Genomic DNA, 13839 nt, shown 5'->3' with positions numbered 1-13839 from the left:
TTCCAGGATTGCGAAAAAATATCAAGGAGGGCACCTACCTATGAAGGAGAAACTGCTCGTTTACTCGATGGACGCGCTAGTCCATGAAGATCTGGAATATCTGCGCACCAAGCCAAATTTTTCCCGTCTCATGGCAGATTGTGCGGAAGTGGAACATATCCGCACGGTCTACCCCAGTCTGACTTATCCGGCTCATGTGTCCATTGCCACCGGCTGCCGTCCCGGAAAACACGGCATTATCTCGAATACGTCCTTTCAAACTGTTAACGACGGAAAAGTAAACTGGCTGCTGTCCTCCGATCTGATTCAGGCCGAAGACATCTATGCCGCTGCCAAACGGGCGGGGTGCACCACCGCTTCTGTTTACTGGCCGGTCATGGGGAACAACCCCAATATTGACTATCTGATCAACGAATATTTTTTTCCGGATCCCGGCGAATCCATCCTGGACGGCTTTGCCCGTCAAGGAGCCAGTGAAGATGCTTTAAAGGCAGTGAAGGACAATCTGGACCGTTTTCCCGTCCATCATACCAAAGAAATTTTATCGAAAGATACCACCTTTGACGATTTCATCAATGGATGTGCCTGCTCGATGATCCGCCGCTATCAGCCGGATTTACTGCTGATCCATAACTGTTACATGGATACCACCCGGCACCGTTACGGGCTCTTCACCGAGCACAATTCGCTTTGCCTGGACTATCTGGATGAATGGCTGGGCGAACTGACGGCGGCCATGGAAGACGCCGGTATCTATGAGACGACCAACTTTGTGCTTCTCAGCGACCATGGCCAGTTGGATTTTGTAAGACGGATCAAACCAAATGTTCTACTTTGCCGCGGCGGATTTATCGACCGGAACGCCGACGGCACCGTCCGGTCCTGGCGCGCCTTTGCCCAGTCCAATGGAATGTCTTTCTCCGTCTATCTCAAAGACCCTAAGGACGCGGAACTTCACCGTCAGGTATTTGAATATCTGAATAAGCTGGCTGACGACGGCGTATGGGGATTTGAACAGATCCAAACCGCGGAGGAGGTAAAGGGACGATACGGTTTGTACGGCCCGTTCTCCTTCCTGGCGGAGACCGACGGATACAGCGCTTTTGCTGATTCCTGGGAGGAACCGGTTTTAAATCCGATTGATTTGACGGATTACCGGCTGGGAAAGGCTACCCACGGCTATCAACCGGAAAAAGGCCCGCAGCCCGTATTTTTAGGCAGGGGTCCCGCCTTCCGGGCCGGCGCCCGTCTGGAACGGGGTGAGATCATTGACGAAGCCCCTACCTTTGCTAAAATTCTGGGAGCTGAGTTGCCCGACGCGGAGGGGACCTGCATGTCCGAACTGTTGAGATAAAAGAAAAGACCGGCGCGCCCGCTCATAAGGGCTGCCGGTCTTTTGCCGTACTCCTATGCCGCCAAAGAAAACGCAGGACATACGGTATGCTTCTCCTCTCAAAATTCCTCCATCAGCCAGATTTCCGGACAGGCTTTCAGCCGGGAAAACATCTCCCCATGGCTGAGCCCTCTCTCTGCCTTCACCAGGCAAGTCATCCCGATCGCCCCTGCCTCCCCGGTATTCATGATCTCAAAATCCAGAATAACCATCTCATGCTGCCTGACATAGCACATAAATTTTGCCATACTTTCCACATCTTCCAGGACTAAATAAATCTGCATCCGTTTGCTGTGACGCATAAACCAATCCTGATACACCCCGATTGCCGTCATTGTAAAAAAACTGAATATACACAGGCTGATCCCGCCAAAATAAAATCCAATGCCAAGGGCCAGCCCAATGCAGGTCGACACCCAAAGCCCAGCCGCCGTTGTAATTCCCCGAATGCGATGCTGCCCCGTCAAAAGGATGGTTCCCGCTCCCAGAAAGCCGATCCCGCTGATCACCTGCGCCCCCATTCGGCCCGTATCCGTTGAATAGGGCAGGTTCTGGTTAATAAACTGGCTGGTCATCATCACCATGGCGGAAGCCATGCAGACCAGGATATAGGTGCGGACTCCGGCTCCGCGTCGCTTCCGCAAACGCTCAAATCCCAGCAGCGCTCCACAGGAAAGAGAAAGGGTCAGCCGAAACAGGACCGTCAATCCGTTCAGCTCCAGCATTTCCTCCCCCGCCAATATCAATCCTTCCATTTCCACTCTTCCTTCATCCAATTAATCACAGTTTACGCTGCACAAAACTGGTCCAAGCTCCTGGTTGGTAAAAGGAAAAAAGGTTTTGGGCAGCCGGCGGAACATAAGCTTATCCAGATTCACGGCTGCCGCGCCGGCTGTATCCGCTTCATAGATTCCGGCCGCCATCCCCTCATAGGAAGCCCGGTAGGATGTGCAGGCTTTGACCACGACCAGCTGGTATTCCCCCGGTTCGATTCCAAAATGGCGGTAGAGCTGGGGATCTCCTGGCGCAGCGATTGCCTGGCAGACCACCAGATCCACTGCTCCCACGGATAGCACTGCCGTGGTTCCCACGTTGCATAACATTCCTTTTCCGGCCGGGCCCTCCCGGTGGAAGCGTCCGTCATGAAGGGAACGGACCACAGCGGTGACCGTGGCGGAAAGCCCCCTTTTTCCGGAGACCGAGCCGCCGACTACGAATTCTTTCTCTGCTCCGACTCCTGCCCGAAACGCGTCCTCCACCAAAGCCGGATCATTCAAGTAAAAAGCAGTTTTCAAATTCCCGCCCTCCGCCAGGATCTCCCGCAAAACAACAGCGCTGTCTCCGCAGGCTCCGGCATTGGTGGAATCAGAAGAATCCACCAATATCACTGGCTTCCCGCTCTGATTTTTTTGTGCGATCCGGCAGATTTCGGACACAGACAGCAAAGAGGAACGGAAGCTGTGACGGATCTCCCACAACTGCTCCGCCAAACAACGCGCGCATTCTTCCGCCTCCTTCGGTTCTTCTCCAATCGTTAAAATCGCAGAGCCGCCGCAGGATACATCCAGCCAGGGCTGCATTTGAAAAATCGAATAGTCCGTGATCCTTCCCTGGTTCACCATCCAGTCTCCCTTTTCCATCAGCTCCGCAAAACTGCCGCGCAGCGTCGTATAGCTGCTGGCCGGAACGATCATCGGAAGTTCCGAGCGCACCATCGCCAGCTTTTTTCCCTGGATAGCCTGAATTCCCAGCCTGGCAGCGCGATACCCGGTTTCATAAAAATCCACATGGGGGTATGTGTGATAGCCGCAGATAAAGTCCGCGCTTTTCCACATCAGCTCCGTCACATTCGCGTGCAGGTCACAGGAAGCCGCGATTACCGCGCGCTCTCCCGCTTTCTCCCGAATGCGGGAAAGGATTTCCCCGCATCCATCTTCCCACTCCACGGTCTGAGTCGCTCCGTGAAGGGATAAGAACACCCCGTCCACCGGCATTTCCTTATCCAGCACCGCCAATGTCTTATCCAGGAAGACCTTCACAACCTCCTGATCCACAATCCCGCCGCTGTCCCCGTTCATCGAGACAGCAGGCACATAGGTTCCGCCTGCCTCCTCAACCGCCTGAAACATGCCGTTAACCGCGCAGGGCTCTCCTTTCAACGCCTCTTCCATCTGCTTTCCTTCATAGATCCCGCAGCGGAAAAAATCTTCCCACTTCTCCGTCACCGGGTTAAAAGAATTGGATTCCTGCCGGAACTCACCGATTATAATCTTCATTTCTAACACACAACCTTCCTCTAATTTTCACTTTTTCTCCGGAGATCGGATGCAATCGCGGATTCACACTTGCGCCCCGCGTTTTTTTCCATTATACTGAACTTACCGCACAAAAATATTATCCGGAGGCCTCTGTTCATGCTTGCGAAAGAACGCCAAAATCAAATACTGGAATATTTAAAACAAAATAAAATCATCAGTATCACCGAGATCGTCAAGCGTTTCGATGTTTCCCACGAAACCGCGCGCCGGGATCTGGAATATTTGAAAGACCAAAATCTGGTGAAACGAATCCACGGAGGCGCTGTCTTTGAAGAAAACTCCTCTGCCGATTCCATTGCCTACACAGACCAGGGCACACTGGGCTATGTAGAACGGGCCGCGATCGGCCAGGCCGCCGCCGAGCTGGTGAGCACCGGGGATTCCGTCCTTTTAGGAATGGGCTCAACTGTGCTGGAGGTTGCTAAAAATTTAAAGCAAAAATCGAATATCACCGTGATCACCAACGCCATTCCCATCATCATGGAGCTGATCCGGACTGAGGTGGATGTCCATATCCTGGGCGGCCGCCTTAATCATGATGAACTGAATATCACCGGTTACACCGTCCGCGACACGCTGAGCAAATACTATGTAGATAAAGCGTTCATCAGCGCAGGAGGGATTACCTTCCAGAACGGCATCTCCGACTACAGCAGCGATGATGCCGAATTCATCCGAATGATTACGGAACGGGCGAAAACCGTCATTTTGGTGGCCCAGAGCAATAAATTCGGAGTCAATGCCTTTGCCTCGGAGTGCAGCCTAAAGGATATTGATATTGTCGTCTCCGACAAGAATCTGTCTGAAGAGTACGTCCGTGGAATCCAGGAATTGGGGATTTCCCTGATCCTTGCTGACCTTCCGGAAAACCTGGACACTCCGTAAGGGCATCCGCCTTTCATCCGCCGCTCTGTGAAAGCAGCTTTTCAGGAATTCACATTTCGAAAAAGCTTCTCCAGATACTGGAAAAGTTCCAGATATCGGCCGCAAAGCTCTTGATAGAAAGCCTTGCGGCTGGTTCTTGGAACGTATTCCCGTTCAATTTCCACCTGACGTCCGCATTCCCGGAAATCCTCGTAATATCCAAGTCCCACCCAAGCGCAGAAAGCAGCCCCCACCGCCCCGGTATGCCGGTGGCTTTCCGGCACCTGGACCGGAATCCCCAGGATATCGGCAAGCATCTGCATCCAATGATTTCCGCCGGCCCCTCCGCCGGTGATCCGAAGAGTTGTGACCGGCTCTCCGGAGGCTTTTTCGCACTCCAACTTTCGCCACTGCATATTGCAGCAGATGCCCTCCATCATTGCATGGACGAAATCTGCCCGGCCATGGACTGCGGAGGCGTTGATAAATCCCGCCCTGGCAAACTCCGAGAACGGCGGCAGTTCTCCATTCAGCCAGGGAAGGGCAAAGAGCCCCTGAGAACCGGGGGGCACCTTCTGCAGCTCACTTTCCAGCAGAGGATAAATCTCCTTTCCCTTTTGTTCCCATTCCTGGGGATAAAAAAGTCCGATCGTCCAGTCCAAAGAAATTCCCACAGTCTGCATGGTGTTTAAAAGGATTTCCCGTCCGGGGAGCAGGGCGGAGCGTGCCATCACGTGTTCGGTTTTTCCCGGCGCCGACACCACTCCCAGCCACCCGGAAGTGCCAAAATAGGCGTGGCTTTCACCCGGTTCCGCACATCCGATTCCCATGGCAATCGCCGGGATATCTCCGCACCCGGCAAATACCGGTGTTCCGGCTTTCAGCCCGGTCTCCTCCGCCGCGGTGTTCGTAACCTGTCCAACCACCGATTCAACGGGCACAATCGGAGGAATTTTCTCTCTGTCCAATCCGGCAGCTTCCAGGATTTCTTGATAATGTTTCCTCATAGAAGGATCTTCCGAGTCGGCAAAATGGTTGGTTGCGTCCACCGCAAAATTTCCCGTCAGCTTCCACTTGATGAATGAATTCACCTCCAGGATCCGGTCTGCCTGCTCATAGAACTCCGTTTCATTCTCTTTCAGCCACATCAGCTTCGCCCAATAGGATTGGGCAGAAAATTCCCGGGTTTTCATTTTCCGATTCAAAATTTCCGCCTGTTTTCCTGCTCTGGCGTCCAGCCAGGTGATGCAGGGATACAGGATTTGTCCTTCGCGTCCGATCAGAATAATCCCTTTCCACTGGGAGCAGCAGACAATACCGGCAGCTGAAAGAACTGCATCGGTATTTTGAGCCAACACGGCTTTTGTCGCCTCACATACCGCCCGCCAATAATGCTCTGGCCTTTGTTCCGCCCATCCCGTCTTCCTTGTCTGCAATGGATATTGCCGCACGGATGTGCAAAGAACCCTTCCCTTCCGGTCGATGACCGCCGCTTTGACACCGCTTGTTCCGAAATCATACGAAATAACCACTTCCTGCTCCAAATCTCTCCCTCCTCTCTTACTTGAAGACGATCTATTTACTTCTTTCATTTGTTTATGGAATTATATCATAGTTTTTTTGATATCGCAACATGATTTTGACTGTTTTTGTTGTTTTATATGTGATTATACACATTTTCAAAATAGTTTTTTGAGGTTTTTCGCTGTTTTTCCTATACTCTATTTTATATTATTTTATTTTTCCTAATCGCTGGTTTTATTTTTTTGATGTGCTTATTCTCAATCAATGTGGATGCCAATATTTCTGTTTTTCTTTGCACTACGCACTTCTATTTGGTGGTTTTTTGTGTTGTTATCTTGTTTTTATTAATATTTTACCACATATTATTGACATAACTCCACATTAATTATATAATGCTTGCAACAAATCTCACACAGGAAGGAGTTTTTGTTATGAGCATCCCAAAACTTTTCAGCCCCGGCCCCGTCATGGTCCGCAGCAATGTCAGAAATGCCCTGCTTCACTACGATATCTGCCATCGGAGCAGTGAATTCGAGGAACTGTTTACCGATACGCAAAAGAAGATCAATTTTTTGATGGGCGCGGACCAGAACTATTTCAGCATGGTGATCTCCGGATCCGGCACATCGGCCAATGAGACCGTACTTTCCTCTTTGTTTCAGGAAAAAGATCAAGTTCTTTTAATCCGGAACGGAGTATTTGGCGAACGGCTTTTAGAAATTATCGACAAGTACCAAATACCGAAAGCGGAAGTTGCCTTCCCCTGGGGAACTTATCCGGACCTGGCGGTGATTGAAGAAGCCATCTCCACCCATCCGGAGGCCAGAGTGGTCGCAATGGTCTATCATGAAACCAGCACCGGAATGATCAATCCGGTTCCAGAAGTAGGAAAACTATGCCGGAAATACGGGCGGCTTTTCTTTGTGGATGCGGTATCCGCCGCCGGCGGCGAAACAATCGACATGGCGGAAAACCACATCGCCGTCGCCACCTCTGTGGGGGGGAAATGTCTGGGAGCATTTCCAGGTTCCGCCTATATCTGCGCTAGAAAAACCATCTTGGAAACTCTGACTCCCGATCAGTGTAAGAATGTGTACCTCAACCTTTACAAACACTACAAAGCTGCCAGGGATTCCTGTCAGACGCCCAACACTCCCAACGTCAACTTGATCTGGCCCTTAAATCAGGCGCTCACCAACCTGTTGGAAGAAGGTCTGGAAAACCGTATTGCCCGCTACCAGCGTTGCTCTGCGATTATTCGGGATGGCTTCCGGCAGATGGGACTGCGGATGTTGCTGGAAGACCATCAGTCCAATACGGTTACTTCCGTCTTCCTGCCGGATCACGTACCTGCTCCAGAATTTTTGAGAAAAATGGAGATGCGGGATTACATATTTTATCTGGGAAAAGGCCCTTATGCCAGTCAAAATATGATTCAAGTCGCCAATATGGGAGAAATCTATGAGCAGGACTGCTACAACATGTTGGACGTATTCTCCGCCTGCCTAAAAACGTTTTCAGCCGGTTGACGGAAAAGCCGTCTTCCCCTTCCTGACAAATAGCCAGACATAAAAGGCGGCGCGGATGCTTTTTCAGCATCCGCGCCGCCTTTTATGTCTTTCCCCTGCCCCAAATCTGGAAGCAGGATAAAACAAGCCCTTATTTTTTTTATTCAATCTCCTGGCCGGAGTTTGCTTCAATCGCCTTTACGACATCGCTGTAATCCACCCAGCGGTTGTAATCTCCCGTGTATACCTCTTTCCCCGCCGAATCCTTGACGATAATCGTATCCGGAAAGCAAGAAATAAATGCCTCCAATTCAAACGTCAGCTTTTGATTTGCAGCCCAATCCTTGAATTCAAAAAAAGTCATGTCTCCTCCTATCGGCTCTGCCAGCGGGCAGAGATATCTTTTCCCACGCGGATGATCTCCGCTTCTTTCTCTTCCAATTGATTTTCAAAGCGGGCAGTAGCGCCGGACATAGAAATCGTCGCCGCCAATTTTCCGTTTTTGTCTATGATCGGGGCGGCCAGGCCGCAAAGCCCTTCCTCCCGCTCTCCCATGCTGAGAGCATAGCCCATCTCACGCACGCCTTCAAAGATCTCCTCGTCAAATTCCAGGCCGTTCAAAACCTTTTTCCGGTCTTCCGGCTCCATATAGGACAGAATCACCTTTCCGGCCGCGCCGCGGAGCACATCGTGACGGCTTCCTACTTTCACCACCTGCCGCAGTTCTCTGGTCGAATCCACCGATTCGATACAAAGCTTGGAATTTCCATCCGGGACAAAGAGATGAATATCTTCATTCCATTTTTCATTCAAGGCAGTCATAAACGGATAAGAAATCTTTTTCAGCCCATCATAGGACTCGCTGGGAATCATATCCGCCAGCCAGCCGATCTTGCTTCCCAAATGATACTTTTTCGTCTGCGGATTCTTAACGATAAAATCATGTTCCTGCAGCGCGCATAAGATCCGGAGAACAGTACTGGAGGAAAGGCCGGTCCGTTCCGCAATCTCCAACAAGATCATTTCTTTTTTATGCAAAAAACATTCCAATATATTGAGCGCCCGTTCCACAGAACGGGTTGGTGAATTCTGTTTTTCCATTGGCTTCCCCCCTTATTCTTTAACGCTCCCTTATATTGACGGAATCCGACTTTTGACGTACAATAGCAAATAGGACTTCCCGGAGGTGAGCATTGAATCTACAACAACTTTACTATTTTCGGGCCATTGCCCAAAACGAGAATTATTCCCGTGCTGCAGAGCAGCTTTTGGTCTCCCAATCCAGCCTCAGCCACGCGATGGCAGAATTGGAACTGGATTTAAAAGTACCGTTGTTCTATAAAATCGGCCGAAATATCCGTCTGACGGAATACGGCCGTTGCTTTCTTGCTTATGTGGAACGTGCCATCAATGAGCTGGAAAATGGCCGAAGCGCACTGGAACTGATGGCCAACCCGGAACAAGGAACCATCCGCCTGACCTTTGTCAATTCGCTCAGCAACCACTTCATACCGGATCTGATTCAAAAATATTACCGGGATCCAGTCAACCGGTCGGTCCATTTCTCCCTTTCCGAACATCACACCTTTGACGGAATCCACCTTCTTCTCCAGAAAGAATGCGATATCGGATTTGGAACCAAGACCGATCATCCGGATCTGGACTACTATCCGGTCTACCAGGAGCGCCTGGTAGCCGCCGTCAGCAGCAGCCATCCTTGGGCCAGCCGGAGCCATATCTCCTTAAAAGAGCTTAACGGCCAGGATTTTATTGCCTACAATCCCAAGTGCGGCACCCGTCTTTCCATTGACCAGCTGTTTCAGAAAGGACACGTCCACCCGAAAATCGTATTGGACGCCCCGATCACCGACAGTATGGTCGCAAGCTTTACGGAAAGCAGCATGGCGGTCTCAATTCTTCCCCGTACCTATGGCATAGACAAATTCAATATCCATATGATGGAACTGGACGATATTGACTCCACCATCCGGACTGTCTACATGTATTGGTACCGGAAAACGCCTCTTCTCCCGGCCGCAGGTAAATTCCGGGATTTTGTCATGGAATCCATTCCGTCCTTGGTATGACGGTTCAGACCGGCAGAAATCGCCGGTATTTGATTGGAAAACGACCCCCGTAGAAATGATGCGGGGGTCATTTTCATTGATTACTTACTAAACTTTAAATGATTAGTTCATCTCTGCAACGATTGCATTGATGGTCTCGGTCATCTTTTCTACCGGAGCCTTCTCCACGCCGGCCCACAGTTCGATCTGACGAGCGCCCTGATGGATCACCATGCCCAGGCCGTTGATGATCTTGCAGCCCTGTGCCTCAGCATCCAGCAGGAACTGGGTCTTCAGCGGATTATAGGTTGCGTCGAAGCAGATCTGGTTGGGCTTGATGTTCTCTTTTTCGATAACGGTCTCGCCCTCATGGCCTCTCATGCCAAGGCCGGACAGGTTCATCAGAACGTCACAGGTCTGAGCAGCTTTCACAACTTCATCATGGTTCGCCTGACGGATCGCAACAGCAACCTCACGGCCGAATTTCTCGTTCAAATCTTTTGCCAGAACTTCACACTTCTCGGAACGAGAGCAGATGTACATCTTCTTTGCGCCCATATGTGCCATCGTGAAGCAAACAGACTTTCCGGTGCCGCCTGCGCCCCATACGAAGAAAGTGGTCTTCTCAAAATCTACGCCTTCCAGCTGCAGGGACTTGGTCGCGCCGTAGCCATCGGTGTTGTAGCCTTTCAGCTTGCCGTCCGCGCTGCGGACTACCGTGTTGATGGTACCCATCTTCTCAGCCAGAGAATCCATCTCATCCATGAACTGAACTGCAAATTCCTTGTTGGGCTTCGTCACGGCAAAACCGGCAAAGCTGTTGTCTTTCTTGATATTGGCAATGTTGTTGCCGATCAGATTGTTGTCGCACTCCAGCGGGAAGTAATGAGCGTCAAAGCCCATCGCCTCGTAAGCTTCATTCTGCATGCGAGGGGAGAAGGACTGTCCCAGAGGAGTACCCAGAAGAGCAATCAATTTCGTATTAGCCATCGTTAACCTCTTTCTACCATACCAATGGTGATGTATTTATTTTCTGCGGACAGCCTATTTTTCGCGGCTGCCCGTCAGATCATCGATTCCAGCGGCTCTTCTATCTTCGGACCGCTTTTTACTGTCCCTTCGGGAGTTCCAGGCGGAGATCCTTGGAGGCGCCGGCCTTCAGGATATAGCTGTCGGTGTCATGCTGCAGCATCTCTACGACTCTGCGGCTGATCGCCATACACTGATCCAGATCAATTCCCGTATTCACGCCCATCTGATCCAGCGCGTGAACCACGTCCTCGGTCGCAACATTGCCCGTGGCATTGGGAACAAAGTTGCAGCCGCCCACACCTGCGAAGGATGCGTCGAACTGGTAGAAGCCCGCCTGCATACCGGCAATGATGTTGGAGATTGCCAGGCCTCTGGTGTTGTGGAAATGCAGCCACCAATCCGTCTCCGGATAGCACTTCTTCATCTCCGTGCACATATCATAGACCTGAGTCGGATACGCCATACCGGAGGCGTCGGACAGGGAGATCTCTTTGATTCCTACGTTCATGTAGGCTTCTACGATCTCTTTGACATCTTCGATCGGCACGCCGTTGTAATCCCACGGGGAGCCAAACGCCATGGAGATGGATCCGGAAATACCGATGCCGTTGGCTTCCGCCTTCTCCACACACTCTTTAAATTTCGCAACGCTCTCCGCCGGCGTGCAGTTCAGGTTGGCCAGATTATGGCCTTTGCTGGCGGATACGTTCAGTTTTACTTTCTTACAGCCGCAGGCAATCGCACGGTCTACACCTCTGGCATTGGGGATCAGGGCGCGCAGTTCTACGTCCGCCGGTACGCCCTCGGCAATGATCGCTTTGAACACCTCGTCGGTGTTGGCCATCTGAGGGACCTTGACCGGATGAACAAAGGAACCGACCTCAATCACCTTGAAGCCGGCGGCAAACATCTTTTTCAGCAGCTCTACCTTGTTCTCTACAGAAAGAACAAAGGACTCTTTGACCGGCTTGCCGCTCTTGCTGAGCTTCGGCTGTCCGTTCTCGTCAACCGCATTCTTATATACGAAATTTCCGGCTTTGTCCCGCATCGGAACGCCGTTTTCATCGAAGGCAATTGCTTTCTCGTTCTGCAAGCCGTCTCTCATGCCGACTTCACAGATTCTTACATTTTTCACAAGATCTAATGCCATATGTTTCTGTCTCCATTTTTATATTATCCCCCCTGCCGGAGCCCCGAAGGACTCGGAAAGGGGGGATGATTTCACAAGATCAATCCGCCTGAGAACGAACAACCTCAGCGGCCTTGCCGCCCATCTCGTCAGCGAATTTCAGACGTCCGTTGCACACATCTACGGTATCCTTCTTCGTGTAGATATCATTGATGTTCCACACGCCAGGAGTCGGTACTGCGATGTTCTCCATCGGCACGTCGATCAGATAAGGCTCGTTGCACTCCAGGGCTTCCTTCAGAACCTCAGCAAACTCGTCCGCACTTGCGATCTTCTTCGCCTTGATCCCGTAGCCACGGGCAATCGCTGCCCAATCCGGGCTGTAGGACTCCCAAGACTGACGGAAGCTTCCCTCTGCGTCAGCCGGGCGGATCTTGAATTCCGTTCCCAGATGCTGCGGGCAGCTCTCCTTCTCATTGGTGTAATGCAGTCCTTCCAGGCCAGCGATGGTTCCGAATGCGCTGTTATTCATGACGATCCAGATCACCGGGATTCCCTGCTCTTTCGCCGTAGCGATTACGCAAGGGTTGGCAGCGCCGAATCCGCCGTCGCCGGTCAGCGTCAGTACCACGCGCTCCGGAGCAGCCAGCTTCGCGCCCAGGATTGCGCCTGCGCCGAATCCCATGGTCGCAAGTCCCGAAGGATGGTTGATCGCGCCCGGTACGGTAATGTCATACTGCTGAGCAACTCCGTTCTTGTTCCAGCCCACATCGGTGAAGATCAGGGCGTCTTCCGGTACCAGCGCCTTCACGTCTCTCAGGATTCGCTGAGGCGTCATCGGGAAACGGCCGTCGTCGCAGATCGCCTGATTCTCTTTCTTAAAGTTCGCCTTGAAGTCCGCAATCTCTTTGCGCAGCTCCGGATGGCTGATTCCTTCCGGCTTCAGCTCCTTCGCCGCTTCCAGAATCTGAGCCAGGGCATGCTTCAGATCTGCCACAGCACCGATCATTACCGGATAGTTCCGTCCGATCTCGGTGGGGTCGATGTCGATCTGCATGAACTTGGTGATGCTCTGGTTAAAGGTTACTCCCTTGTACCAGGAAGAGCTGTCGGCTTCTGCCATGCGGCTTCCCAGGATCAGGATCCGGTCTGCCTTTGTGGTCTTCTCATGGGTCAGCTCAAAGCCCCAGAATCCGGTCTGGCCCAGCATCAGCGGATGGTTGTCCGGAATACAGCTCTGGCCCATCAGGGTACGGGAAACCGGGATATCCAGGAATTCCACCAGGGCAGCCAGCTCATCGGATGCCTGCGCCAGCAGTACGCCGCCGCCTGCATGGATGACAGGATTCTTCGCCTCGATCAGCTCCTTGGCAATCGCTTTTGCGGTAGCCGGATCCAGAGCGGGCTTGATGGTCTCGTGAGAGTCCATGTATGTGCGCTCCCAGCAGTCGGTCTCGATTTCGCGGGAGAACATATCCATCGGCACGGAGATCAGAACCGGGCCCGGACGGCCGGACTCTGCCAGACGGAACGCCTTATCCATGATTTCCGGGAAGGCTTCCGGACGGTCCACTCTCCAAGCTCTCTTTACGAAAGGCTTGTAGATGTCGTACTGGGATCCGTCGCAGTGCATGTTGACTTCCTGGTGCGGATGCTTGCCGTAGTAGTAGCTCGGCACATCGCCGGCGATGACTACCATGGGAATGGAGTCAAAAGCGGCGTTGGCAACGCCGGTGGTGGCGTTGGTCAGGCCCGGCCCCAGGTGGCAGATCATCACGCCGGCCTTATGGGCAACACGGGCATAGCCGTCGGCTGCGGTGGCTGCGATCTGCTCGTGGCGGACGCTGATGTATCTCAGGTTCTTCGCGCGGCTGAAAGCATCCAGCATAGCGATGACCGTATGTCCGCAAAGACCGAAGACATAATCGACGCCTCTGCGCTCCAAATAATCAACGAGCTGGTCAGAAACTAACTTTTTCATGTGAACTCCTTTGGTTATTTTTTA

Annotated in this window: 12 protein-coding genes; 4 read left to right on the top strand and 8 right to left on the bottom strand. The window is 52.0% G+C overall.

What is annotated here, in order from left to right; all coding sequences use genetic code 11:
- Positions 1 to 40 precede the first annotated feature (40 nt).
- Entirely contained in the window at positions 41 to 1354 is a 1314-nt protein-coding gene (locus MUB23_RS02960; RefSeq protein WP_244798696.1) for an alkaline phosphatase family protein, read from the top strand.
- A gap of 98 nt (positions 1355 to 1452) precedes the next feature.
- Here MUB23_RS02960 and MUB23_RS02955 read toward each other — a convergent pair whose 3' ends face one another.
- Positions 1453 to 2148: an MgtC/SapB family protein gene (locus MUB23_RS02955; protein WP_244798695.1), complete on the bottom strand. Its 696-nt coding sequence runs from the start codon at positions 2146 to 2148 to the stop codon at positions 1453 to 1455.
- Positions 2149 to 2169: 21 nt separating this feature from the next.
- On the bottom strand, positions 2170 to 3669 hold the full coding sequence (locus tag MUB23_RS02950; protein WP_244799029.1) for a M81 family metallopeptidase: 1500 nt from the start codon (positions 3667 to 3669) through the stop codon (positions 2170 to 2172).
- 138 nt (positions 3670 to 3807) lie between these two features.
- On the opposite strand from MUB23_RS02950, the gene MUB23_RS02945 reads away from it, so the two are divergent.
- Positions 3808 to 4596, top strand: a complete 789-nt coding sequence (locus MUB23_RS02945) for a DeoR/GlpR family DNA-binding transcription regulator (protein WP_244798694.1) — start codon at positions 3808 to 3810, stop codon at positions 4594 to 4596.
- Positions 4597 to 4637: 41 nt separating this feature from the next.
- On the opposite strand, the gene MUB23_RS02940 is transcribed toward MUB23_RS02945, so the two are convergent.
- On the bottom strand, positions 4638 to 6119 hold the full coding sequence (locus MUB23_RS02940) for a xylulokinase (RefSeq protein WP_244798693.1): 1482 nt from the start codon (positions 6117 to 6119) through the stop codon (positions 4638 to 4640).
- A 411-nt stretch (positions 6120 to 6530) separates the two neighbouring features.
- On the opposite strand from MUB23_RS02940, the gene MUB23_RS02935 reads away from it, so the two are divergent.
- Positions 6531 to 7628 (top strand): pyridoxal-phosphate-dependent aminotransferase family protein, encoded by a 1098-nt coding sequence (locus tag MUB23_RS02935; protein ID WP_244798692.1) that lies wholly within the window; start codon positions 6531 to 6533, stop codon positions 7626 to 7628.
- Between the two features lie 139 nt (positions 7629 to 7767).
- Here the strand turns inward: MUB23_RS02935 and MUB23_RS02930 are convergent, their stop codons facing one another.
- Both MUB23_RS02930 and MUB23_RS02925 read right to left on the bottom strand, forming a co-directional pair.
- The gene (locus MUB23_RS02930; protein WP_244798691.1) at positions 7768 to 7971 is read right to left on the bottom strand and encodes a hypothetical protein; all 204 of its coding nucleotides are present in this window, start codon (positions 7969 to 7971) and stop codon (positions 7768 to 7770) included.
- 8 nt (positions 7972 to 7979) lie between these two features.
- Complete coding sequence (locus tag MUB23_RS02925) at positions 7980 to 8708, bottom strand: IclR family transcriptional regulator (protein WP_244798690.1); 729 nt, start codon at positions 8706 to 8708, stop codon at positions 7980 to 7982.
- 92 nt (positions 8709 to 8800) lie between these two features.
- Between MUB23_RS02925 and MUB23_RS02920 the strand changes: the two genes are divergently transcribed.
- Positions 8801 to 9694 carry a LysR family transcriptional regulator gene (locus MUB23_RS02920; protein ID WP_244798689.1) on the top strand — a complete coding sequence of 298 codons (894 nt, stop codon included), beginning with the start codon at positions 8801 to 8803 and terminating at the stop codon, positions 9692 to 9694.
- A 102-nt stretch (positions 9695 to 9796) separates the two neighbouring features.
- On the opposite strand, the gene aroE is transcribed toward MUB23_RS02920, so the two are convergent.
- The 3 genes from aroE to MUB23_RS02905 form a co-directional block, all read right to left on the bottom strand.
- Complete coding sequence (gene aroE, locus MUB23_RS02915; RefSeq protein ID WP_244798688.1) at positions 9797 to 10663, bottom strand: shikimate dehydrogenase; 867 nt, start codon at positions 10661 to 10663, stop codon at positions 9797 to 9799.
- Between the two features lie 118 nt (positions 10664 to 10781).
- Positions 10782 to 11855, bottom strand: a complete 1074-nt coding sequence (locus MUB23_RS02910; protein ID WP_244798687.1) for a hydroxymethylglutaryl-CoA lyase — start codon at positions 11853 to 11855, stop codon at positions 10782 to 10784.
- A gap of 79 nt (positions 11856 to 11934) precedes the next feature.
- Positions 11935 to 13815 (bottom strand): thiamine pyrophosphate-binding protein, encoded by a 1881-nt coding sequence (locus MUB23_RS02905; RefSeq protein ID WP_244798686.1) that lies wholly within the window; start codon positions 13813 to 13815, stop codon positions 11935 to 11937.
- Positions 13816 to 13839 lie beyond the last annotated feature (24 nt).

The sequence above is a fragment of the Cuneatibacter sp. NSJ-177 genome (assembly GCF_022867805.1).
Taxonomy (GTDB): Bacteria; Bacillota; Clostridia; order Lachnospirales; family Lachnospiraceae; genus Pseudolachnospira.
The sequence above is the reverse complement of the archived record's forward strand: the minus strand, read 5'-3'. Positions and strand labels throughout refer to the sequence as shown.